Annotated in this window: 21 protein-coding genes; 17 read left to right on the forward strand and 4 right to left on the reverse strand. The window is 47.7% G+C overall.

The window, feature by feature from the left end; all coding sequences use genetic code 11:
• The first annotated feature begins 258 nt into the window (after positions 1-258).
• On the forward strand, positions 259-1,434 hold the full coding sequence (locus AC0VYE_RS08190) for a vWA domain-containing protein (RefSeq protein WP_475447187.1): 1,176 nt from the start codon (positions 259-261) through the stop codon (positions 1,432-1,434).
• 138 nt (positions 1,435-1,572) lie between these two features.
• Here AC0VYE_RS08190 and AC0VYE_RS08195 read toward each other — a convergent pair whose 3' ends face one another.
• The 3 genes from AC0VYE_RS08195 to AC0VYE_RS08205 form a co-directional block, all read right to left on the reverse strand.
• On the reverse strand, positions 1,573-2,952 hold the full coding sequence (locus tag AC0VYE_RS08195; RefSeq protein WP_076267925.1) for a Glu/Leu/Phe/Val family dehydrogenase: 1,380 nt from the start codon (positions 2,950-2,952) through the stop codon (positions 1,573-1,575).
• 429 nt (positions 2,953-3,381) lie between these two features.
• Positions 3,382-4,668, reverse strand: coding sequence for a glycoside hydrolase family 27 protein (locus tag AC0VYE_RS08200; RefSeq protein WP_475447189.1), 1,287 nt, complete (start codon positions 4,666-4,668; stop codon positions 3,382-3,384).
• A 109-nt stretch (positions 4,669-4,777) separates the two neighbouring features.
• On the reverse strand, positions 4,778-5,659 hold the full coding sequence (locus AC0VYE_RS08205) for a helix-turn-helix domain-containing protein (protein ID WP_475449484.1): 882 nt from the start codon (positions 5,657-5,659) through the stop codon (positions 4,778-4,780).
• Between the two features lie 74 nt (positions 5,660-5,733).
• Between AC0VYE_RS08205 and AC0VYE_RS08210 the strand changes: the two genes are divergently transcribed.
• On the forward strand, positions 5,734-6,144 hold the full coding sequence (locus AC0VYE_RS08210) for a gamma-glutamylcyclotransferase family protein (RefSeq protein ID WP_076268067.1): 411 nt from the start codon (positions 5,734-5,736) through the stop codon (positions 6,142-6,144).
• Positions 6,145-6,211: 67 nt separating this feature from the next.
• Here the strand turns inward: AC0VYE_RS08210 and AC0VYE_RS08215 are convergent, their stop codons facing one another.
• Positions 6,212-6,370 (reverse strand): hypothetical protein, encoded by a 159-nt coding sequence (locus tag AC0VYE_RS08215; RefSeq protein WP_339207657.1) that lies wholly within the window; start codon positions 6,368-6,370, stop codon positions 6,212-6,214.
• Between the two features lie 149 nt (positions 6,371-6,519).
• Between AC0VYE_RS08215 and AC0VYE_RS08220 the strand changes: the two genes are divergently transcribed.
• The 15 genes from AC0VYE_RS08220 (at position 6,520) to AC0VYE_RS08290 (ending at position 22,839) form a co-directional block, all read left to right on the forward strand.
• A complete protein-coding gene (locus AC0VYE_RS08220) occupies positions 6,520-7,929 on the forward strand; it encodes a copper resistance D family protein (RefSeq protein WP_475447192.1) in 1,410 nt (469 codons plus the stop codon).
• A gap of 23 nt (positions 7,930-7,952) precedes the next feature.
• Positions 7,953-8,810, forward strand: coding sequence for a sensor histidine kinase (locus AC0VYE_RS08225; RefSeq protein WP_475447194.1), 858 nt, complete (start codon positions 7,953-7,955; stop codon positions 8,808-8,810).
• Positions 8,807-9,511, forward strand: coding sequence for a response regulator (locus tag AC0VYE_RS08230; RefSeq protein WP_076267921.1), 705 nt, complete (start codon positions 8,807-8,809; stop codon positions 9,509-9,511). The genes AC0VYE_RS08225 and AC0VYE_RS08230 overlap by 4 nt, the downstream gene beginning before the upstream one ends.
• Before the next feature lie 133 nt (positions 9,512-9,644).
• The gene (locus AC0VYE_RS08235; RefSeq protein WP_475447196.1) at positions 9,645-10,124 is read left to right on the forward strand and encodes an ATP-binding protein; all 480 of its coding nucleotides are present in this window, start codon (positions 9,645-9,647) and stop codon (positions 10,122-10,124) included.
• Positions 10,121-10,465 (forward strand): STAS domain-containing protein, encoded by a 345-nt coding sequence (locus AC0VYE_RS08240; protein ID WP_076267919.1) that lies wholly within the window; start codon positions 10,121-10,123, stop codon positions 10,463-10,465. Before AC0VYE_RS08235 ends, AC0VYE_RS08240 begins: the two co-directional genes overlap by 4 nt.
• Positions 10,466-10,502: 37 nt before the next feature.
• Positions 10,503-11,723, forward strand: coding sequence for a PP2C family protein-serine/threonine phosphatase (locus AC0VYE_RS08245; protein WP_475447198.1), 1,221 nt, complete (start codon positions 10,503-10,505; stop codon positions 11,721-11,723).
• A 31-nt stretch (positions 11,724-11,754) separates the two neighbouring features.
• Positions 11,755-13,971, forward strand: coding sequence for an AAA family ATPase (locus AC0VYE_RS08250; RefSeq protein ID WP_475447200.1), 2,217 nt, complete (start codon positions 11,755-11,757; stop codon positions 13,969-13,971).
• 167 nt (positions 13,972-14,138) lie between these two features.
• Positions 14,139-14,717, forward strand: coding sequence for a Pvc16 family protein (locus tag AC0VYE_RS08255; RefSeq protein WP_076267916.1), 579 nt, complete (start codon positions 14,139-14,141; stop codon positions 14,715-14,717).
• Positions 14,710-15,510 (forward strand): peptidase associated/transthyretin-like domain-containing protein, encoded by an 801-nt coding sequence (locus AC0VYE_RS08260; protein WP_475447202.1) that lies wholly within the window; start codon positions 14,710-14,712, stop codon positions 15,508-15,510. Before AC0VYE_RS08255 ends, AC0VYE_RS08260 begins: the two co-directional genes overlap by 8 nt.
• Before the next feature lie 102 nt (positions 15,511-15,612).
• Positions 15,613-17,325 (forward strand): phage tail sheath family protein, encoded by a 1,713-nt coding sequence (locus tag AC0VYE_RS08265; protein ID WP_475447204.1) that lies wholly within the window; start codon positions 15,613-15,615, stop codon positions 17,323-17,325.
• A gap of 38 nt (positions 17,326-17,363) precedes the next feature.
• Positions 17,364-17,798 carry a phage tail protein gene (locus AC0VYE_RS08270; RefSeq protein ID WP_076267913.1) on the forward strand — a complete coding sequence of 145 codons (435 nt, stop codon included), beginning with the start codon at positions 17,364-17,366 and terminating at the stop codon, positions 17,796-17,798.
• 126 nt (positions 17,799-17,924) lie between these two features.
• The gene (locus AC0VYE_RS08275) at positions 17,925-18,305 is read left to right on the forward strand and encodes a hypothetical protein (protein WP_028611985.1); all 381 of its coding nucleotides are present in this window, start codon (positions 17,925-17,927) and stop codon (positions 18,303-18,305) included.
• Between the two features lie 17 nt (positions 18,306-18,322).
• Entirely contained in the window at positions 18,323-18,502 is a 180-nt protein-coding gene (locus AC0VYE_RS08280; RefSeq protein WP_076267912.1) for a DUF6760 family protein, read from the forward strand.
• A 9-nt stretch (positions 18,503-18,511) separates the two neighbouring features.
• Positions 18,512-18,973: a phage tail protein gene (locus tag AC0VYE_RS08285; protein ID WP_256710880.1), complete on the forward strand. Its 462-nt coding sequence runs from the start codon at positions 18,512-18,514 to the stop codon at positions 18,971-18,973.
• A gap of 71 nt (positions 18,974-19,044) precedes the next feature.
• A complete protein-coding gene (locus AC0VYE_RS08290; RefSeq protein WP_475447207.1) occupies positions 19,045-22,839 on the forward strand; it encodes a hypothetical protein in 3,795 nt (1,264 codons plus the stop codon).
• Positions 22,840-22,852 lie beyond the last annotated feature (13 nt).

Genomic DNA, 22,852 nt, shown 5'->3' on the forward strand with positions numbered 1-22,852 from the left:
CGCAGCATGTCTGTTAACGATTGTAATGTTACTGGCTTATTAATGCAACATTACACTTCCAATAATCGTCAGATTAGGAAACGTAAATATAAATAAAAAGGGGCTGAAAGAATGAAAGCGGGTCATTCTCTCAACAAGGCAATTAGACAAAGAAAAAGTTGGATCTTCTCGATTACCGTTGTGTTGCTTTCCCTGTTTCTTGTATTAAGCGCGTGCTCTTCCTCTAAGAATGATGCCTCGAACAGTGGTAACCGAGACATGGAATACAGAAGCAATTCGGAGAGCGGCGCTCCGAGCAAAGGAGAAGAAACTACAAGTGGTGAGGATCGAAAATCCATTAGTGTGGAGCCTCTAAGACAAAAAGAGGGGGGCAAACGCGGGTATTCAAATCCAGATAAAATAGAGCAGGCCGGGCAACTAACTGCTGGCGAATGGGATGATATAGCTGCTTGGGATCGCTTTGGCAATTTACTCAACTCGCAAGAAGGGGATAGCAGCAAGCGGGTATGGCAGTTCTGGAATTTTAACCGCCTTGAGGTTATCGTCACAGCTGGAGGCAAAGCAGTGTCTGATGCACGGGTAGAACTGTACGCAGGCAAGAAGGCGATATGGAAGGCACGTACAAACACGGAGGGCAGAGCCTATGTGTACGCAGGTCTATTTGAAAGTGATACGACGAACTTAGGCCGTTATACCGTTAAAGTGCAATCGGGTCAAGAAAGCAAGACGACGCAGGAGATGGACATCCCACAGCAAGGCAGCATTAAAGTTGATTTAAGTAAAGGTACAGCGCTGTCAGATCAGGTAGACATTATGTTTGTTGTGGATACGACAGGTTCCATGGAGGATGAGCTGAATTATTTGGAAGCGGAGCTTAAGGATGTTGTGAAGCGAGTGTCCGATGAGCATGCAAATCAGCTTGGCATTCGTATCAGCGCAAACTTTTACAAAGATAAGCATGATGATTATATCGTCAAGCCGTATCCATTCACTACGGACATAAATAAAGTGATAGATCAATTTAGCAAGCAAAAGGCGGATGGGGGCGGAGATTATCCCGAGGCTGTTGATCAGGCGCTGCGCGATGCGCTTCATGAGCATGAGTGGAGCAATGATGCTAGAGCGCGTCTGCTGTTTCTCGTTCTAGACGCACCGCCTCATGATGAACCACAGGTTATCGACGAGATAAAGCAACTTACAGAGGATGCGGCTGAGCAAGGGGTTAGAATTATACCTGTAGCTTCTAGCGGAGTGAGTGCAGAGACGGAATATTTGATGCGTTTCATGGCAACAGCGACGGGCGGCACCTATTTGTTTTTAACCGATGACAGCGGTATCGGCAGTGATCACCTAGAGCCGGCAGTAGGCGAATATGAGGTTAAGCTGCTCAATGATTTGCTTGTTGAAGTCATTAATCGTTATGTTCAGCAGTAGTTTTCTTCATTATAAAAAGGGCAATTCCTCGGCAGCCAAAGCTGGTTGAGGAATTGCCCTTTATTTGAATCTGTAAAGTCACATTTATGACTAAGAAGCTCTTAAAGGAGCATGCAGATACCTAGTCAGGAAGGCATGTTAATAAAGCTTGCCTTGACGATACAGCACGGTTGACAGCTTCATAACCGCATGATTATAACAATTTTGACGGAGCGGGAAAGGATCGCCGAAGAAAGCGGGCAGGATGCCGTTTAACGTTGTTTGCATTTTCTCATACAACATCTTATACACCTGTTCCTCGGTGAAAAATTGTGTTTCTCTTCCTTGCAGCCATTCGAAATAGGAGACGATAACACCGCCGGCGTTTGCAAGAATGTCGGGAATAATGATGGTGCCCTTTGCAGTCAGCACCTCATCAGCCTCACCTGTGACAGGGGCATTCGCACCTTCTACAATGATGCGAGCTTTTACTTGATCGACATTGTCTTTGCGAACTTGTTCCTCAAGTGCGGCAAGAATAAGCACATCTACATCTAAATAAAGGACCTCTTCGCGGCCAAGAATTTGGGCTTTCATATCAAGCTCAGACAGTGCAGCTTCGTCCGAAGGCAAATCACCTTGGTGAAGCGATGCGTATTCAAGCAATGAAGGGATAGAGAGACCGTCCGGATTGTACAACGTGACGTTGCGATCGCTTACAGCTACTACTTTATTGTTTAAATAAGAGCATTTATATGCTTCCATTGCAGCGACTGAACCAACGTTGCCGAAGCCTTGAACGGCGATCGATAGCGGCTTGTCCGCATGCGCTAACGCGGTTTGCACAAACGGGTTTGTGCTGCCGGCGAGCCAGCTGCTTTGCTCTTTAAGAAAATCATAAAGCATGTAACGGAAAGTGAAATAAACGCCTTTTCCGGTTGCTTCTCTGCGGCCTAAAGATCCGCCGTTAATGACGCTTTTGCCGGTGAAGCTGCCGAGGTAAGGATGACCGGGATGAATGCTTTTGTATTCGGCCATCATCCAGTCCATCTCACGCTCGCCGGTTCCCATATCGGGTGCCGGAATATCTTTGTCAGGTCCGAGCACGTCACTGAAATATTGCACATATTTTTTGCAAATGAGATAAAGCTCTCTAGCGGAATAGGAGCGTGGATTAATAACGACTCCACCTTTACCTCCGCCGAAAGGCACCTCGTGAAGCGCGTTTTTGAGCGTCATTAGCGCAGCTAGATTTGTTACTTCATCTTCGCTTACGGATTCGTGAAACCGAATTCCGCCTTTATAAGGCCCGAGTGTATCGTTATGCTGTATGCGATAGGCCGGAATTCGAACGACATTGCCGTTATCTACCGTAATGCGCAAAAAAGCTTTATGAACTTTATTTGGCGTGGAAAGAATAGCAGCAAGTGATAAGAAAGCTTGCTCACGTGCTTGAGCTTGTAAATTTGGTAAAAAAGCAGGGTCTCCCATTAGTGCGTTTAAGGATTGCTGTACGATGGCTCCTGTTTGGCTTGCCATAACTAAACGACCTCCTATGTATTCAGGAATGAGATTTTTTCAAGCTGCAGCGTATAATTGCCAAAGGATATGAAGCAGATACGCTAGCACTTGAATTCTAACTGTAACATATTGGAACGTTATAAGCCAAAACTAGGGAAAGCTTGATGTGCGATTGGTTACAAAATGATAGGAATTCAGCTTCGAATCCACTCTTATTAAGCTAGGTAACAGGAAAACTTCCCGTTATATTAGCGAATAAACGCCTTGCAACACAAATAACAGGAAAAACTCCAGCTTATTTTGATGCAAATGACTTATCAGTGGTCTTTTGCAGAAATTAACAGGAGTTTTTCCATTTCAAACATGGTAGAAGTATCGTTTGAGTGAGTTTAACAGGAGAAATTCCTGTTAGAAAAAACAATTGGCGGCCGTGCATGGTCCAAAAAGCTATGTTAATTTGAGCAATAACGATCCGTGTGGAGGCAGAGAGAATGACAGCTCGTTCAAGCTGCCGAGATTCTCGCGTGTCCAAAGATTTCGTACGAGCGGAGCATTGGCTAAACCAAGCTGCGCAAGCGTCACGGCAACCGTATCCTCTTGATCACTGGCATTAAACAAAGCAACGTACAATGCATCATCGCCCTGTGCTGTCCATGCAATACGGTCCTGTTCTCGATAAAGCTGGCGTGCATCGCGTCCATTCCGATGAAGGGATAATACTTCCTCATTTGTGAGCAATGACAGCGTCCATTCGTCGTTGTCCCGCATTTCACCGCCAAACATAAGCGGCGATCGGAAAATAGCCCATAGCGACATCATCGTTACCTGCTCGTCCCGTGTAAATCTTGTCCAGCGATCGCTGCCTCCGCCATCTACAGAACGAATGCCCAAATGCCCCAGCGGCAGCATATCACAATCCGGCCATGCTCCATCCCGAGCATGCGGCGCCCACTTCTCGCAGCGCTCAAACATCTCATAAAGCAGGTGCCACAAATCCCAGTAATCATCTGTCATTCGCCACATATTCGCATGCTCTGCAAGCGGACCCGCATCCTCGAGCGGAGCAGGACCAGGCGATAGGCTAAGCACCATCGGCCTGCCGCATTGTTCTATTGCGTGATGAATAAGCTTGATTTCATCCAAATGAATGCCGTAAATTCTGGAAGCGGCAATATCATCCACTTTAACGAAATCGACTCCCCATGATGCGTATAAATCAAATAACGAATTGTAATATTGCTGTGCGCCGTCTTTGGAAGCATCAACGCCATACATGTCTGTGTTCCACGGGCAGATCGAATTCGGATGTGCAATCTGGCGAGCGGTTATGTTTGTTCCAAGCAGGCTGGTGTCTGCATGAACGGCTTGACGAGGAATGCCCCTCATCATATGGATACCGAATTTTAGCCCGAGTGAATGAACATAATCTGCTAGAGGTTTGAAGCCTTGACCGTTCGCAGCGGATGGAAATCGGTTAACTGCGGGCTGCAAGCGGGAATACTCATCCATCTCAAGCGGAACGAAAGGACGATATTGGGATGAATTTGCTCCTGGCTCATACCACTGAATATCAACAATGACATATTCCCAGCCATAATCTCGCAGATGTTCGGCCATATATGCTGCATTTCCGCGAACCTCGTCTTCTCTCACACTTGCGCCATAGCAGTCCCAGCTGTTCCAGCCCATAGGCGGAGTTGCGGCATATTGATGATGTTTGGAAGTTGTATACATTTGATTTCGTCCTCTCTTATCGTAATATTGCTCTATACGATAATCGTAAAACGAAACGTTAGTCGATGACTAGCGTAATTTATTGCGTTGATATGTAAAATATTGCTCTTCAATTGAACTGTAAACGATCGATTGAAGGAAGCTCCTTGGCTAAGCGGAAATCAGCAGGAGGAAAGCCGACGCGGCTTCGAAATACTTTACTAAAGTAGCTGCCGCTCGAGTAACCAACCGTATGAGCGATTTCTTCGACTGTGAGGCTGCTGCTCCTAAGCAGCTGAACAGCCTTCTCGATTCGGAGCTTCGTTACAAAGTCCATTGGTGACATGCCTGTCGTCTTCGTGAACATTCGCGTAAAATAATATTTAGACAATCCAGCTGCAGCTGCGACATCATCTAAGCTTTGCAAACGATGAAATTCAGCTTCCATATAAGCAGTTGCCTGCTTAATTTGCTGCGGCCAATTCATTTTCTCCTGCTGCTGCAGCGTGCTTGATTGGAGCAGTTCCATCATAAGACGATAAATAAGAGATGATGCTTGGTAGCTGTTCTGAATACGATTGCTGCGAGCCTCTGCATATAAATGTTGAAGGCTGCGAACGACAGCGCTTGCAGGCTCAAATGTTGGTGTGGCGCCGACGGCATGCAGCAGCTCAGACCACAGCGCTTGCATATGCTGCTGGCGAAATAGCACAAAATAAAAAGTCCAGTGGTCGCTCGACTGCGGCAAGCAATAGTGATGATCTCCGGGTATTTCTACAAGGAAAGCATTGCCTGCATAGAGATCATGTGTTTCATCTCCGAGTCTGAATTGACCGAAGCCGGAGACGGTATATTGAAATAAGTAGAGCGGGCCGTCGATTCGTTTCATCCCGTCCCAGTAGTAGTCAGTCTCTGTTACCTCTTGATAGCCGGTTGCAAATAACTGATAGATGGGGAGCTGCGGCGAGTCTTGAAACCGATATCCATATACACCATAGGGCTGATTCATCATCACTTGGAACAATCACCTCGAAGGAAGACGGATTTTCAATCTATTATTTCATGATGGAAGGTGCTCGAGAAGAGATGCTGCAAATACCTGTTTTTATTTACGGTTCGTTATTGCCTGGTCAGAGCAATCATCATTTTGTTTCATCCTATGTGCAATCGATTCGACCTGGCAAAATCGCAGGGAGACTGGTGGATTGCGGAGATTATCCAGCCGCCGTTCGAGATGCTATTGCTAAAGAGTGCAATAGTATTATAAGCGGTCAATGGATAGTCGTCGATAGAGAAGGACTTGCATCCATGGATGCGCTCGAGCAATTTTATGGTCACGAGGAGCAAAATGATTATGAAAGGGTATGGGTTGCTGACGCAAAGGATAAGCTTGTTTCAGGCTGGGTGTACGTTTGGGAATCCGATAGAGGCTGCCCGGCAATCGCGGATGAATACTGGCCGCTATTCTTCGCTCGTAAAATGAGGGGCATTTTATAAAAAAAAAAGACATAGCCTCTGTGAATTGCACAGGAGCCATGCCATTGATTACGCCTTAATATGCTGTTTAGGCTTTATCTTTTTCATTATCTGCGTCTGCGGCATAAGCAATTAATGCGACTTCTGAGCCATAAGTTTTAGTCAATTGCTGCTCCAGCTTGCGAATGGCATCGAGCGCATCGCTTTGGTTGTTTAATTCAGCGAGATGATAGTCCTTGTCCATCATTAGGGTTCACGTCCTTAGATTCATGGTTTTAATAGTAGAATAGGCTTAAAAGTAGGTTGCTATACGTATTTGCTTGACCGAACTGCAATTGTTCTTTTTAGAGCGGTCGAGTACACTGAAACAGTATGACATAAAGGGATGTGACATCAATGGAAAAATATTTGCTCCAACTAAAACAAATGGCGTCCGGCAGATGGGCGAAATATATGGCAATGGTACTATTGTTTCTTCTGATCGCCGCTGCTGCTTCTTTGTGGGTATCGCCGCCGCAGGCTTTTGCACAGCTGTATTCGGGAATGGAAGAAACAAATTTTGATCCTCATAAGCAGGTTGGCCATGATCATTCGGACGGGACACAATCAGAAGATGGAATTACCGTTTCGCAAGCTTTATTTTATACGGTTAGAGCGATTTATTATGCTGCATTTATGTTCGCTGCTGGATTAATGCTTTGGTCCATAACGCTGCCAAAGGATGCGGAATCCGGTCTGAGCAAGCTCGTGCAAAAATGGAGCATCTATTCGCTTAGAGGATTGCTGCTTGCGGTTTTACTGTTCGTATTTGTTCATGCGAGTCAATTAATGAAGGGATATGACGGCGGTAATTCGAATGAATGGGTCCGCTTGCTGACGGAGACGTCCACCGGCCAATCATGGCTTGCACTGATCGTACTTTCGCTGCTTGGATTTACGGTTATGCGATTGCATGATTCATTCAAAATGATTTGGGCTCTGCTGCTTATTGCGGTTGAAAGCTTTAACGGGCATGTTAATGCACTTCCAAGCAATACGTTTGCTATTGTGTTCGACTTCATACATATCGTCTGCTCTGCTTTGTGGGCTGGCGGATTAATGCTGCTATTGTTATTGTGGCGGACAGATCGCAAGGAGGCAGGGAGATTCGCTGAGCGATTTACGAAGGTCGCATGGCTGACAATCGTGCTGCTAACGATTAGTGGAATTGGCATGACGGCACTTCTTCTGCCAAGCTGGCGCTATTTGTTTTATACAAGCTGGGGGTTCATGCTGCTTGCCAAATCAGGATTGGTACTGATTGTTGCTTGCGTTGGATTTCTGCTGCATCGGCGCGCCAAACAGCAGAAGCTGCCGAGCGGCAAGCTGCTGAAGCTGGATGGATTTTTGATGGCTTTGGTGCTGATTCTTGCAAGCATCTTCACTTACGTAAGTCCGGTTCCCGATACAGAGCCGTTATCCTATCATAAAATGGGTGAAACGCTCCATTACACGGTAATCATAACGCCAAATGGGCCTGGTCCAAATGACGTGAAACTAAAAATTTGGCTGCCTAAGACGCTTGGTTCGCCGGCATCTGTACAATTTCTGCTTCGTACGCCGGATAATCCGAAGAAAGCGGATATCAATGTTCCAGTGCGCGGTGCCAGCGGGGAAAATTATTTAGCTTTCCCTGGATTTTTAGAAACGGATTATGAGTCCGATAAGTTCGAGCTGCCTATGCGCGGGGCATGGGAAGCAGAACTGATCATTACGGATCAGACCGGCGCAGTAACGAAGCAGTTGATTCCGTTTCGGAATGACTAATGGGGAGAAAGGGAGCTGAGCAGATGTCATATAAATGGCTGAAATGGCTAATTTTATGGATTCCGACGGTCGCTATCGGGCTATGGGAATATTTGCGCCACGCACTGCTGCTCCCGTTCATTTCGATGGATCTCGGCAATTTGCTCGCGCCTGTTTTTGTTTTTATTATTACGCTGACGCTGCTCCGTGCGTTATTCGCTAAACTGGAGCAAACGCAAGAGACGCTGCAGCGCGAGCGTATTGTCAAGGCGGCTCTTGAGGAACGTGAGCAGCTCGCTCGCGAGCTTCATGATGGCATTTCACAATCGTTGTTTATGCTATCGGTTAAGTTGGACAAGCTGGAGCGGGCGGAGTCCGCTTCAGATGCGCAGCAAACGACGGATCAGATTAGAAAAACCGTGAGGCATGTATATGATGACGTCAGGCAATCTATTGCCAATTTGCACGATGCGCCTTTACCAGCCGATATGTCATGGATGCAAAGCATCCACCATCTAACCGTTGAAATGGAACAGACCTCCGGCATTCAAACAACAGTGGAATGGCATGTACAGGACGGCTTGTTGTCCTATAAGCAGAAGGTCGAATTACTGGCCATTATGCGTGAGGCTCTTATGAACGTACAGAAGCATGCGAAAGCAAAACAAATTGTCATTCAAGGTGAAGGAGTCGGAAGCTCCGATAAGACGCCAAATACTTTCCGCTGCTCCATTCTCGATGATGGTATAGGGGCTGAGAAGGAGAAGCTTCACGGCAAAGGCAAGTATGGGGTCAAAATGATGCAGGAGCGAGCAGCTGCGATGGGCTGGACGATGACGGTACAGCAGACGAAACCGCAGGGTACAGAAGTCGAAATCATCGGAAGGAGTGATGCCAAATGACAGATAAAACGGCTAAGGTACGCGTTTTTTTAGTAGATGACCATCCCCACGGCCGGGAAGGCATACGCGATATAGTATTAAGCGATAACTCATTTGAAGTAATAGGGGAAGCGGCAAGCGGCGAGGAGGCAATCGCTGCAATCGAAGAATTACAGCCCGATTTGGTGCTTATGGACATTAATATGCCTGGCATTGGCGGACTCGAAGCGACGCAGCGGCTGAAGCTGCTCATGCCCTCATTAAAAATTGTCATGGTTACGGTCTCCGATGACATTACTAATTTATTCGAGGCGATAAAGCGAGGAGCGCAAGGTTATTTGCTCAAAAATCTTGCCCCGTCCTCATGGATGGAATATTTGCGAGCGATATCTTTAGATGAAGCACCGATGTCGAAAGAGCTTGCCTTTCGCATGCTGCAGGAATTTTCAAAAATGAAGCCGCAGGAGACCAAGCATCTTGTGAATAAACCTCAAACGCTGGATAAAAATGCGTCTATTATTACGACTCCGCTTACCGATCGGGAGAAAGAAGTGCTTGAGCGGGTGGCTACAGGCGCTTCCAATCGTGAGATTGCAGGCGAGCTGTGCTTGTCGGAGCATACGGTAAAAAACCATCTGAAAAATATTTTGCAAAAGCTTCATCTCGCTAATCGCGTACAGTTGACGATTTACGCCTTTGAGCAGGGGCTTGTTGAACGTTAAAACTTTTGCTGAAGATGTACTTCAAACTATTCGACAAAAATAGCAGGATTCCAACAATATTCGTAGAACTACTAGATTCATATCTTGCTTAGTTTCTGCTCGGATAGGTCAGATTCAATTTGGGGGGTAGTAAATGTCGAACGATTGGCAATTTCCCATCGATCGTGAAATTAAGCTGTACAATCGGCTGGAGGAGCTCCAGCGTCTGAATGAAGGGCTTGAACAAATTGGTGCCGAGGCGGGCTGGTCTGAACGCGCAGTTCTCGACTTGTCTCTAGCATGCGAGGAGCTTGTCATCAACATTGTAAACTACGGCTTCCCATCTGGGGGAGAGCATCATATTGACGTCATTATTCAAGCTTCTCCAACCAGCGTTGAAGTGAAAATAGAAGACGGGGGCGTTCCCTTTAATCCGCTGCAGGAGGCTGATCCTAGAGCACTATTAGAGCTCGAGCTGGAGGATCGTCCGATTGGCGGCTTGGGTATTTTTTTTGTGAAAAGGTTAATGGATGACATTCATTATGAATATGCGGGCGGTTTGAATCGCTTCCGCATGCGCAAGCAATTCGTACTTAATAGCAATGGCGATAAGCGGGAGGAAGCAGACAAATGAACATTCAAGCAACGGAGTTAAATGGCATTACGATTATTCCACTAGAGGGAAGATTGGATGGAAATAACGCGACGATAGCAGAGCAAGCCTTCTTGAAGCTATTTGCAGAAGGCAAGCAGCAATTTATTTTTGATTTTACGAATCTGCAATACATAAGCAGTGCGGGACTGCGCGTTATACTGGTGGCGGCTAAAAAGCTTAGAGCCTCTAAAGGACAGATGGTTTGCGCATGTCTCGGCGAGCAAGTCTATGATGTATTTGAAATGTCGGGTTTTACAACGATATTGGATATGGCGAAGACACGGGAAGAAGCGCTAGTCAAACTGGGAGCAGGGGCTTAATGATGGTTCAGCTGAAGCTAGAGAGGCGGTAACGGTCTTGTCAGTACTCTATTTAATATTCGGAGCTGCGGGCCTTGGCGCTGCGGCATATTTATTCGTTTGCAATCGTCGTCTTACCGCAAAGCTGAGGCGTGCGGAAATGCTGTTTGATTTAAGCACGCAGGTTCATTCCTCGCTGCATAAGCCGGAGCTAATAAATTCGGTAAATGCAGCAGCGAAGCAGCTTATATTCGCAGAAGAGGCAGCTGTTGGTCTGGTCGATGACTGGGATTCGCAAGATAATGAGCTTACAAAAACCATGTCCCATAGTGTCGGTGACAAGGTAAGCGTGCCGATGATGGCGAGAGGCCGCAAGGTGGGTGTTCTGGAAGCAACCGCTAAGATCGGCGGAGCTCGATTTAGTAGGGCAGATCATGAGACGCTTACTCAGTTCGCAAGGCCGCTGGCATTGGCACTGGATAATGCTAGACTCTATGAAGCGCTTGAGGAGTCGGTGGGGGAGCTGCAAATGGCAACAGCACTCAAGGATCGCCTTGAGAATGAACTGCAAATTGCCGGCAGCATTCAGCTCAGCTTTCTTCCTACGACAATGCCTTCCGCAAACGAACCTTTTGACGTTTGTGCACTGTTGAAGTCAGCGAAAGAGGTAGGAGGCGACTTCTACAACTTTTTCAAAATAGACGAGGAGCATCTGTTTTTCACATTGGGTGACGTGTCGGATAAAGGAATACCGGCTGCGCTGTTCATGGCGATGACGCTTTCGTTAATTAAAGGGAAAATGAATGCGAAGCTGTCGCCAGGTGAGCTGCTGGAAATGGTCAACGATGAGCTTTGTACGGACAATGCGCAGCTATTCGCAACGATCATATGCGGCGTGCTGAACATTTCGACTGGCGAGGTTGTGCTTAGCGATGGCGGACATTGTACTCCTTACATTGTCAAAGCGGACGGTTCCGTTCTGCCGATTAAGCTCCCCAAAGGCATCCCGCTTGGTTCTTTCCCGGAATTCACTTATCGGAATCAGACCATCGAGCTTGAGCATGGTGATCGTTTTGTCCTCTACACCGATGGTATTACCGAGGCCGAGAACGAACGGCAAGAGCAGTATTCCACTAGTCGTTTACAAAATTTCTTATCTCAAACGTCCGGTTATTCTAGCGCTGAAATCATCGATGCGCTGCTGATGGACGTGTTCATGTTCGCGGACGGAGCTCCACAATCCGACGATATTGCGGTACTTTGCCTCATGCGCCGATAAGCGTAATGCATTCATATAAGGGTGAACCATCATGCGATTTTATGAAACAGGATTCGATTATTTACGTGACGAGCTCGCTTTGCTCGAACAAGGGCTGCGAGTTCTTCTTGCAGATTTTGAGAGCAAGGAAATCGATGGTCAAACGCCAATGTCAATGCGCGGCCTCGTCGTTAACGCTATCGATATAGAACGTTCGTTTCTAGGAAACGAGTCTTTACAGGAAGAAGATGCACTCGCTTCGTTTAGACAATTTCGCTTAGAAGCGGAACGACAATTTTCACATCAGATCCATGACAGCGTAAGCGAGGGAGCAAGGCTCCCGTTCGCTTATTTGTCATGGACTCTTCGTCTTTCGGCATGGGAAAAACGCTGCGTTATGTTATGCCTTGCAGCTGAGCTCGATTCACGTTATGAAAGCTGGTTTGGCTATTTGAATGACGACGTTACGCTGCGGGTGCCTACTGCGGAGCTTGCGCTGCGATTGTTAGGGGATTCGAAAGAAGAGTTTTATCATGCTCGTTCGCTGCTTGCAGGTTATTCGACCCTTGGCAGATTTGTGCTGAGATCAGGCAGAGTGGCAGTACCCGCTGAGAGAAGTATGCTGAAGCAGCCGCTGCGCATGGACGCTCGTATTATCTCGTTTCTGCTGGATACTGAAAAGCTGGATTCCAGAATTGAAGACGTTTGTACCTTATACGATGGGGCGAGGTCAGCTCCAGAGCTGGCGTTCAATTGCGAGCTTCAAGACATGCTGCTGCAAATTGTGCAAAGGGAACGATCCTTCAAGGGAGACAAATCATTCACTCAAGATGATGAGAATGAGCAGTATGAAATACCGTTTATTCAGTTGAGCGGACCTTCGGGCGCCGGCAAAAAGCTGCATGCCAGACATCTGGCTCAGTCTTTGGAGCAGCCGCTGCTGCTTGTCAAGCTAGACAAGCTTGCTAAGGATGAAGATGCGATGGCGGAACAGTTGAACAATATTGTACGTGAATCGCTCTTATCTGTAGCTGTCTTATGCTTCGATGAGGGGGAGGGAGAAAGAAGCGCATCGGAGGGCTGGCCTCATCAGCAGGAACGGGTTCGCAAGGCGCTTGCTAACTATATAGAATTAGCAAGGCTCCCTGTCGTGTTATGGCTGACGCGTGTAGAAAGACGCGCCTCACAGCTGCCGCTTCCAGCGTTTTCTGCATTAACGAGCCATACTGTGCATGTTCCTAACGCAGAAGTGCGATTGCAGCTTTGGCAGCGCTGCAGCGATGAAAGAGCTGCTCGTAGTCTGCTTAGTCATTTAGCCGATAAGTATGCTTTTACAGCTGGGCAGATCGAGGGAATGAGCAAACAAGCAGATCGCCTAGCTTACCATAACAAGCACGAGTTCCCTACACTTGATGATTACGCCCATGCCTCGCGAACACAGGTTCAGCATCGTTTGTCCGAGCTTGCGGAGAAGCAACGGCTAGTTCGGCGATGGGATGATCTGATATTGCCAGAGGAGCCGCTGGAGCTTCTTAAGGATGCGTGCAGCAGGCATAAGCATAGCGAAACGGTGTTTAATCGATGGGGCTTTGGTCATAAGCTGCCTTATGGGCGAGGCTTAAGCATGTTGTTTGCTGGGCCTCCTGGCACGGGCAAAACGATGGCAGCCGAGGTCGTTGCGGGAGAGATGGGTCTAGAGCTTTACCGTATTGATCTGTCGCGCGTTGTGAGCAAATATATCGGGGAAACGGAAAAAAACTTGAGAGAGCTGTTCGCTGAAGCGGAAAGCAGCGGCGCTGTCCTGTTTTTTGACGAAGGAGACTCCTTGTTCGGCAAACGAACGGAAGTAAAAGATTCAAATGATAGATTCGCTAATATGGAGGCATCCTATCTTCTGCAGCGTATTGAAAGTTTCGAGGGTATCTCGATTCTAGCAACCAATTTGCTGCAAAATATGGACGAAGCCTTTTTGCGAAGAATGCAGGTGATCGTTAACTTTCCATTCCCGGATGCAGCCCATCGGGAGCAAATTTTCCGCTCGCTGCTGCCTAAGGATGCGCCGCTTGATCCTGACCTTGATCTGTCATTTCTAGCAGCGCGCATCGATGCATCAGGTGGTCATATTAAAAATATTGTCCTGTCTGCCGCGTTTATGGCTGCCTCGGAGCAAGCTACAATAGGCATGAGACATATGGTCCGTGCGACACGCCAAGAGCTCCATAAGATGGGGAAAATTGTCGTGAAAGAATCGTTCGAACCGTATAACTAGCAAGTTTTTCTCAATAATTTGTTGTAAAATGTAGTAATTTTACTGAATTTGGTTCGCGGAGTCAGGAAAATTGACATAAATTGAGTAATTTTGCGTAGTCAATTGGTAGTAGAGAAGCTATAATAGAAATCGAATACCATTTTGATTTTTTTGGGAGTGATAGGCTGATGGGTGGATATACGGTTATTGCGGATTTGGAAGCCAGCATGCTGCGCTTGCTACGTGATCATCTTACGCCTGACCCAGTGCCGCGTCCCGAGTTGATCGGAATGGCTTCGCCCCGGGATGCAGGCGATCTAGCTCTTTCCTTGTTTTTGTTCAACGTTAAGGAAAATGGCGAATCTCGTCGGACGGGCATGGTGGATCGTGGAGGCGTGCTTCAGTACCCGCCGCAGGCGCTTGATTTTTACTTTTTGATGACAGCGCATTCGAGTGCGAATCGATTAACGCGTGCATTGGACGAGCATCGGATATTAGGTCGTGCTATGCAGGTCTTTTATGATAACGCCGTACTCAGCGGTACTTATCTTGAAGGCACGCTTGCTGAAGGAAACGGTGCGATAAGGATAAATCTAGTGAGCATGGAAGGCGAAGATTTACTGAAGCTTTGGCAGTTCGGTGATACGCCGTACAAGCTTTCTGTCGTCTATCGCGTAGGCCCAGTCATGCTCGATTCGAATCGTGTAAAGCCGGTTTCGCGAGTTGTCGAGCGTCATATTGTGCTTGAGGAAAAGGACGGTGGCTAATATGTCACACCATCGTTCAACGAGGGTAACTCGCTGCTCGCTTGTTGTATCGCCAGTTGACGTATGGACAAGAAGGCTGCTTGCACCTTCAGCGTTATCCGTTTCACTTGAGGGCATTCATAAGAAACCCATTCGGAAGCCTGACGGGACCTTTCTGTTTCTTGACCTTCCCTCTGGCAGCTATGTGCTCTCCGTTACCTCAGCTGTATTTATACCCTACAGGAAAAAGATTGAAACCGCTTCTATTTCAAAATTATACCCAATGATTACAGTACCGCTTTTGCCTGGTCCCAAATATGCTTATCCTGCAAATTCGACAGCTGTCACCTTTGAGTTATGTGATGCTGCTAGCAGACCTTGTGCTGATGCTGAGGTTTGGGCTTACATATGCGAGGATGCCGCAGCACGAGGTAGAATTATGCAAGATTCGCTGCTTGCTGGTGCGGATACAGCAGCAGTGGGTCAGTTGCAGGGCCAGACGGTTGCAGGCGAGAGCTTGCTGCTTCGCGGCCTAGGCAATGAGGAGCTTGTGCGTGTAGCCGAGATTTTGCCCGGTAATGGTCTGCGATTCGAGCAGCCATTGAAGGAAAACTATCGAAGAGGCGCGTTATTATTGCCTGCTGTTCAAACGAGCAGTGCAAACAACGGTATTGTTATTCTTCCATTCCGCGGTATACTGCCGAACAGCTTTTCTATTAAAGTGTTTGCAAATAACGAGCATGGCAGCGCTGCGACCGAGTTGACGGCGCAAGCGGGTGAAGTAGTATCAGCGCAGACTTTAGTCCTTCAGTAGGATTAACTATTCTGACGCATTCCAATTGGTCTTGGGGTTGACGCGGGAGAAATATGCCTGCCATTACCTAATACATAAATAGATTCAGAGAGGAGATCACACATGGCTGAGTATTTATCGCCAGGCGTCTATGTGGAGGAATTTGAGAGCGGCGCCAAACCACTGGAAGGTGTTAGTACGAGCACAGCGGGCTTTATTGGGCTTGCTGCTCGCGGACCAGTCGAGGGTTTACCGCAGCTTATTACAAGTCCAGCTGATTTTGGGCGTGTATATGGTTCCTATTTATCTGAAAATGCTTTTGGCTCATACCGTTTTCTTGCGCATGCGGTCAATCAGTTTTTCACAAACGGAGGCTCCCGCTGCTTCATTACTCGGGTAGCACCGTCAGATGCCAAAACAGCCTCTAACGAAGCTCAGAAGGATGCGGTTCTCTCCATTACCGCCAAAAATCCAGGCGCTTGGGGCAATCAAATTCGTGCTGTTGTTGTACCTGCAAGCAAAGCAAAAACACCGATCTTTGAAGCAAGCGAAGGCAATCGTTACCGCGTGAAAAACGCTGCTGGCTTTTATGCTGGGGATGTGGTCGTTTTTACAAATGGTACAGACAAGCAATACAACCGCATCATCTCTGTTCATGATCAAGTGATTGAGCTTGCAGAAGCACTTAGCGGCGATGTCGTGGATACGGCTCTAGTTCCTACTAAAGTACTGAGCTCCTCGGAGTTTACGATTAATGTGCTTTATGGGACAGAGTCGGAAACCTACGAGAAAGCATCGCTCAATCCAGAGGCTCCAAACTATGTGGAGAAGCTGGTATCCCGCTCGAATATCGTAAGCGTACAAGTACTAAAGGCATCGGAAGAGAGCGTTGCTCCGCTGGAGCAAATTGCTGGTTCTGAGCTTGCCGTATTTGAAATTTTGCTTGCGGGCGGCAGTGATGGTTCTGCTGCAAGCTTGTCGGCTGCTGATTTTATCGGCGAAGACTTTGGTCCAGGCAGAAGAACTGGTATCCAGTCGTTTATCGACAACGATGTTGTCAGCATCATGGCGATTCCAGGTGTAACCGATCCTAATGTACAGCTGTCGCTGGTTGCTCATTGTGAAAGCTTGGGAAGCCGCTTTGCGATTCTTGATCTTCCTCGCGAAGTAACGAAGGTACAGGATGTGCTTGCTCATCGTGATTTGTTCGATTCAAGCTATTGCGCACTGTATAATCCATGGCTGCAAGTGTTTGATCCGCTCGACAAACGCAATATTTTCATCCCGCCGTCTGGTACAATCGCTGGGGTATATGCTCGTTCTGATACAACACGCGGCGTTCAAAAGGCACCTGCCAACGAAACGCTTCGCGGCGTAGTAGGCCTCGACGTTCAATATAACAATGGCGAGCAGGATATTCTTAACCCAGCAGGCGTCAACTTGATTCGTGCTTTTACAGGTCAAGGCATTCGCGTATGGGGTGCTCGTACATGCTCATCCAATACACTTTGGAAATATATCAACGTACGCCGCTTATTCATTTTCATCGAAGGTTCAATTATGAATGGATCAAGCTGGGTTGTATTTGAACCCAATACCGAGCAGCTATGGGCCCGGGTTCAGCGCACGATTGACGCATTCTTAACTCGTGTATGGCGTGACGGAGCATTGTCCGGTACAAGCCCGTCTGAAGCATTTTATATTGAAATTGGACGTTCAACGATGACACAGGATGACATCGACAATGGACGATTGATTTGTGTAATCGGCGTAGCGCCGGTGAAACCAGCTGAATTCGTCGTATTCCGCATCACGCAAAAAACAGGTTCGGAATAGTCATTAGCTTCCATATCGAATAACGGAAGGGGATCCACATGCCAGGAGATCGTATTGATCCATATCGCAATTTTAGATTTCGTGTAGAAGTAGAAGGTCTTGAGCAAGCAGGATTTAGCGAGGTTTCCGGTTTTGAGGCAACCTTTGATGTGGTCGAATACCGCGAGGGCAACGAGGTTATTACACCTCGCAAGCTTCCAGGCTTAATCAAGTACGGCAACATTTCACTGAAATGGGGCACGACTGAATCGATGGAGCTGTATGATTGGCTTCAAGAATGCGCTGAAGGAACGATTGAGCGCAAAACGATTACGATTATCGCGCTTGACGAAGAAGGCGAAGACGTGGCTACTTGGCAGGTTATCGAAGCTTGGCCTGTTAAATATACTGCGCCTACCTTCAATGGTACCGGCAATGATATTGCGCTAGAGCTGATTGAATTCGCTCATGAGGGTTTAACGCGCACCGCATAGAAATGAGTAATTAAAGCTAGTTTATGGCGAACAAGGGAGGTCAGCAGGCGAGAAATCGTTTGCTCCTCTCTTGTTTTCCGCTTTTTTAGAAATCGATTCTATTTTACGTATTGGAGTGATAACCGGATGGCGTTTCAAACGGAATATGAATTTGAATTGCCTCGCGGCTACGTGGATGATCAAGGCAATCTCCACCGGCGGGGTGTTATGCGGCTTGCTACAGCAGCTGATGAAATTTTACCGATGAAGGACCCGCGCGTACAATCCAACCCTAGTTATTTGACCGTTATTTTGATGGCTAGAGTGGTAACAAAGCTTGGGGATGTTAGGCATATTGATACGAAGCTGATCGAGAAGCTGTTTACGGCAGATCTTGCTTATTTGCAAAATTTATATCGTCAGATTAATGACTTAGAAGCGCCTAAGGTGCTTACGGCTTGTCCGAAATGTGACCACGAGTTCGAGGTGGCTGTCGATTTTTTGTCCTTAACGGAAGCTCTCTCTTAGGTTATCCGGTTGACCGGCTGTACGAGGAGGTAGGCTTCGTCGCGTATTATTTTCATTGGTCGCATGACGAAATTATGAGCATGGAGCATGCAGAACGCAGGCGCTGGTGCGATGAAATTTCCAAAATTAATCGCAAGATGAACGATGAATCAGATAGCGGTAAGAAAAACATTTTCGACGTTTTTGGAAAGAGGTGACGCGGCGCTATGGCAGTCATGAAGGGGCAAGAGAAAGGTCGCTTTCACGATGTAGCTACAACATTCAAGTTTTGGGTGGAGCTCGATGACATTTTTGTTGCAGGCTTCTCTGAGGTTTCGGGACTTGAGGCAGAAACAGAAATTGAGGAATACCGTGAAGGCGGAGTGAATGGTTATGTTCATAAGCTGCCGATGGGTGTTCGGTTCCCAAATCTAGTGCTGCGCAAGGGTATGACCAAATCGCCTGCTCTTTGGAGCTGGTACGAAAGCACAATAGATGGAACGATTGACCGCAAAACAGGTGCAATTGTGCTGCAATCTGCTGACGGAACAGAATTTGGGCGCTGGAGCTTCTTTGATGCTTATCCGGTGAGGTGGACCGGGCCGCATCTGAATGCGAGCACGAGTGACATTGCGGTTGAAACGATAGAAATTATTCATAGCGGTTTATATGGTGATTTTCAGAAGTAGGGTTGTGCAAGTAGTTAAACGTTAATGAATCATAAATTGCAAGTTGAACGGGAAAAGGAGGATGCACCGGTATGAAACGAATATTGGACCGTATGGGCAAAGCTGCGACAAAGCAATCAACGTCGGTTCAGCCGTTTGCCGGAGGCATCTTAAATAAATATAAGACAGGCACAGGACGCAAAACATTTGAGCGGGTGGCTTTGTCGCATGTGATCAAAAATGAACCGACCATTACTCAGCAAACGCTGCATGTGCAAGTCGTAGCACCTAAAGCAGCAGCACCGAATGTCGGCAACAATAAAAATACGCCGCCTAGTCCAGAGCGCAAGCCTGAGCGCATCATGATGCGCGAGCGAGTAACGGTAGAGCGTGAAACGATCGTATTCAGAGATGTGACACATATTATCAAAGAACTAAGAACGATAAGAGAAATAGCAATAGCACAGCCTGTTCAAGGGAAAGAAACGAATGATGGAGCACTCCACAAAACAGGCATTACGAAGCAGTTAGATGAGATTGTTAACAGCAGTATAATAACGAACAGAGTCAAGCATGACCATTCCAAACGAATAATACCGCATGTTTCGCAGATGCCTACTCAACCATTGAAGGCAGAGCAGCAGGCGGATTACTATAAATGGCTGCAAGCCAAGCTTCAACCCGGTATTGTCATTCAATCGCTTCGCAAGCTGGATAACCTTAATAAGCCGCTTGCGAAGGATCGAGCTCAGTTTAAGTCTAATCTCAAGCAGGCTAACGATTCTGGCGCATCATTGAGCAAGGCGCCTTTGCAGCTTACGAATGCGCGCAGAGCAGTCGTTTCACAGGAGCAGCGGGAGGCGGATAAGCGGAGCGCCGCTGCGGGCAAGGTTCTAAGCGAGGCAGGGAAGAGAGCCGAAGCGGTGAAGCTGGAGCAGCGAGAGGCGGATAAGCGGAGCGCCGCTGCGGGCAAGGTTATGAGCGAGGCAGGGAAGCGAGCCGAAGCGGTGAAGTTGGAGCAGCGGGAGTCGGAGAAGAGAAGCACCGCTGCGGGTAAGGTTATGAGCGAGGCTGGGAAGAGAGCCGAAGCGGTGAAGCTGGAGCAGCGGGAGGCGGAAAAGCGGAGCGCCGCTGCGGGCAAGGTTCTAAGCGAGGCAGGGAAGAGAGCCGAAGCGTTGATGTTGGAGCAGCGGGAGGCGGAAAAGCGGAGCGCCGCTGCTGGCAAGGTTCTAAGCGAGGCAGGGAAGAGAGCCGAAGCGGTGAAGCTGGAGCAGCGGGAAGCGGAAAAGCAGAGCGCCGCTGCGGGTAAGGTTATGAGCGAGGCAGGGAAGAGAGCCGAAGCGGTGAAGCTGGAGCAGCGGGAAGCGGAAAAGCAGAGCGCCGCTGCGGGTAAGGTTATGAGCGAGGCAGGGAAGAGTGCCGAAGCGTTGGAGTTGGAGCAGCGGGAGGCGGAGAAGAGAAGCGCCGCTGCGGGTAAGGTTATGAGCGAGGCAGGGAAGAGAGCCGAAGCGGATAAGCTGGAGCAGCTAGAGACAGCGACACACACGTTCCGTACGCTCTCGAGTAGACAGGACGATGATGCGTTACCGCAAGAAAAGCGTGCAAGGGGTAAAAAACAGCTAGAGCTCAAGCATCGTAATCATCAAAAACATATCTCCGAGCAAACGGAGATGTCGCAAGAAGCAGCAGCGAACAGTAAGGAAGCGGTTGTACGATCAAATGTCCCTTCGAAAAAAACGAATGAACTGAATCGTTTGGCAATGCGAAACGCAGAATCAGAATCAGAAACAGAAGCTGCAGCTATCCATTCAAGTATCAAGGTAACCGCTAGCAAGATAACAGATGTTAATCGAAATAGGCTTCAGCTTCTAGTATTGCAGCGTAAGCCGCAGCTTTTGAACGAATTAATTGAACGGAGCAGCCAATCAGCGATTGCTGCCAAACGTCTCATTCATCGAGCGAATCGTTCACAGTCGGATCAGCCACGAGAGGCCGATAATGATTCAACTGTAAATCTGAATAATAGCAGCATGATTAATCCAGTCGTGCCTTCCCATAAAAAAGAGATTAAAGCTAATGCAGATGGTATTTCATCGAATGTAAGCAGCCGGAAGCGAAATGAAACAAAACCTAGCTATACTGCTACTTCCATACATGCAGCACAAGAAGGGATATCAGCTGTTGGGTCTCAACGATTTATACCGTCAAGGACATTCTCAAATGCTCTAGCAGAAGCAGCAAGAATAAGGAATCGGAATATGGCTTCGAGGCCTGCCCAGATGGTTTTGCGACGTTTTGAACAGCGACAGCCTGCGCAGAGCGCAGAGTCAGTGTTAAGGCAGGATGCAAGCAAGGCATCCGAAGCTACCGCCCTGAAGAAGCCGTCAACTCAGCTCAACTATAAGCATAAAGCTGCAACGGATCATAATCCGGAAGGGATTATACGTGCTCAAAGCCGCCGTGCTATTTTACATAAACGAACAATCGAACCAGAATCGCAAACCTTATCTCATGATGCGAATTTCATTCAAGGAGCTTCTGCTACTGCCAGTCGAACAGACGCGAGTGCGAGAGCCGAGAATTTGTCTAAAATGGCAGAATTGAAGCCAAGCAAAGAGGCTGGTTTAAATGCGGGCTTGGCACCTGTTACCGTTCGCGGACAATTAATTGCGAGAGCTGCGAATAATAAGAAGACGTTATTAAAAAACGGAGCATCTCTGTCGCATAAGCGGCGAGTGATAGCGGCAAATCATGAAGCGAGCATCAGCGCTATACTTCAGAATGCGATACAAGGGAAAAGAAAAGGGACAACAATGATTAGTCCTTTTTCTCCTGCTAATGCTGGAGCAAAAGTAGATTCAGCTTCTTCTTTAGTTGGTAGAACGGTTCATCGTTTTGCTGCTGAATGGCTCCCATCTGAAGCGATTAAAACCTCAGCATATGGGGTTGAAAACAATAATATTAGGCAAGCATCCACTTCATTAGTGCGAAGGCTAGCGGAGCAGCAGACTTCTCCAAACACAAAGCCAAGCACTAGCGCGGAAGCGAAACAAAAGCCGGTCGAATCAAGACTAGTTCAGCGGCAAGTCCGTAAAAATAGCAGCACCTCGGTAAATGAAATAGAAAAAACATATGGCGCTGAGTCATTAAATGATGTGGCGAGTAAAGCATCGCAACCATTGTCTAACCGCTTTGAAATGTCAGCCGAAGCATCGGAATCAGCGAAAGCTTCCGCATCCATGCGCGCGTATCCAACACTAAGCGTGCACAAGCAGACAGAATCAGGAGACATGAAGCTGGCAGCTCCTGCTCTCCCTATTGGCGAGAGAAATAACCGCAGCGCACAAACCAATCCTGTACATCTTCAAACGGTAATGTCATCTTTCTTGAATAGCGGATCCAGAGCAGGAGTGACTCCATTCCGAACGATTCAAAGACATTCTGGCTTCGCCAATCTTGCTGCAAAAGCATCCAAAGAAAACAAGCCGATGCTTAGCGGACTAACATCGGTTGTCCAAGCAGGCTTCGAGCCTAGTTCCGTTCAATCTAGCGGCTCAATAGGCGATCAAGTAAGGCTTAGTTATACAGCAGCTGCCCGTCATCGTAATACAGCTGGCCAAGCTGTACCTAGCGGAGCAGAGACGAAAGCTGCTTCATTTGGTGAACGAGGCGAGATGCCCACACTTTCTCATCATAAACCAAGTGGGCCCGCTGCACAGGAGCCGCCGCGTCAGGTTAAGGTGGAAGCGCCTCGCGAGCTGGACCCTGTGCAGCTGCAGAAGATGATTATGAAAATGCCGCAGCTGCATCCAGAAGCGATTGCGGATCAAGTATATAAGGCGTTGGAGCGAAAGATGAAGCTGGAGCAGCGAAGAAGAGGCTTCTAGAATGAACAGATTT

The organism is Pristimantibacillus sp. Z349TD_6 (assembly GCF_056173205.1).

What these genes read in the sequence shown, in the direction of transcription:
- AC0VYE_RS08190 (WP_475447187.1), top strand. Translation starts at nt 259, where the DNA reads ATGGAATACAGAAGCAATTCGGAGAGCGGCGCTCCGAGCAAAGGAGAA.
- AC0VYE_RS08210 (WP_076268067.1), top strand. Translation starts at nt 5,734, where the DNA reads ATGCTGCAAATACCTGTTTTTATTTACGGTTCGTTATTGCCTGGTCAG.
- AC0VYE_RS08215 (WP_339207657.1), bottom strand. Translation starts at nt 6,370, where the DNA reads ATGATGGACAAGGACTATCATCTCGCTGAATTAAACAACCAAAGCGAT.
- AC0VYE_RS08265 (WP_475447204.1), top strand. Translation starts at nt 15,613, where the DNA reads ATGGCTGAGTATTTATCGCCAGGCGTCTATGTGGAGGAATTTGAGAGC.
- AC0VYE_RS08235 (WP_475447196.1), top strand. Translation starts at nt 9,645, where the DNA reads ATGTCGAACGATTGGCAATTTCCCATCGATCGTGAAATTAAGCTGTAC.
- AC0VYE_RS08255 (WP_076267916.1), top strand. Translation starts at nt 14,139, where the DNA reads ATGGGTGGATATACGGTTATTGCGGATTTGGAAGCCAGCATGCTGCGC.
- AC0VYE_RS08270 (WP_076267913.1), top strand. Translation starts at nt 17,364, where the DNA reads ATGCCAGGAGATCGTATTGATCCATATCGCAATTTTAGATTTCGTGTA.
- AC0VYE_RS08240 (WP_076267919.1), top strand. Translation starts at nt 10,121, where the DNA reads ATGAACATTCAAGCAACGGAGTTAAATGGCATTACGATTATTCCACTA.
- AC0VYE_RS08195 (WP_076267925.1), bottom strand. Translation starts at nt 2,952, where the DNA reads ATGGCAAGCCAAACAGGAGCCATCGTACAGCAATCCTTAAACGCACTA.
- AC0VYE_RS08285 (WP_256710880.1), top strand. Translation starts at nt 18,512, where the DNA reads ATGGCAGTCATGAAGGGGCAAGAGAAAGGTCGCTTTCACGATGTAGCT.
- AC0VYE_RS08200 (WP_475447189.1), bottom strand. Translation starts at nt 4,668, where the DNA reads ATGTATACAACTTCCAAACATCATCAATATGCCGCAACTCCGCCTATG.
- AC0VYE_RS08205 (WP_475449484.1), bottom strand. Translation starts at nt 5,659, where the DNA reads ATGATGAATCAGCCCTATGGTGTATATGGATATCGGTTTCAAGACTCG.
- AC0VYE_RS08275 (WP_028611985.1), top strand. Translation starts at nt 17,925, where the DNA reads ATGGCGTTTCAAACGGAATATGAATTTGAATTGCCTCGCGGCTACGTG.
- AC0VYE_RS08220 (WP_475447192.1), top strand. Translation starts at nt 6,520, where the DNA reads ATGGAAAAATATTTGCTCCAACTAAAACAAATGGCGTCCGGCAGATGG.
- AC0VYE_RS08225 (WP_475447194.1), top strand. Translation starts at nt 7,953, where the DNA reads ATGTCATATAAATGGCTGAAATGGCTAATTTTATGGATTCCGACGGTC.
- AC0VYE_RS08230 (WP_076267921.1), top strand. Translation starts at nt 8,807, where the DNA reads ATGACAGATAAAACGGCTAAGGTACGCGTTTTTTTAGTAGATGACCAT.
- AC0VYE_RS08290 (WP_475447207.1), top strand. Translation starts at nt 19,045, where the DNA reads ATGAAACGAATATTGGACCGTATGGGCAAAGCTGCGACAAAGCAATCA.
- AC0VYE_RS08250 (WP_475447200.1), top strand. Translation starts at nt 11,755, where the DNA reads ATGCGATTTTATGAAACAGGATTCGATTATTTACGTGACGAGCTCGCT.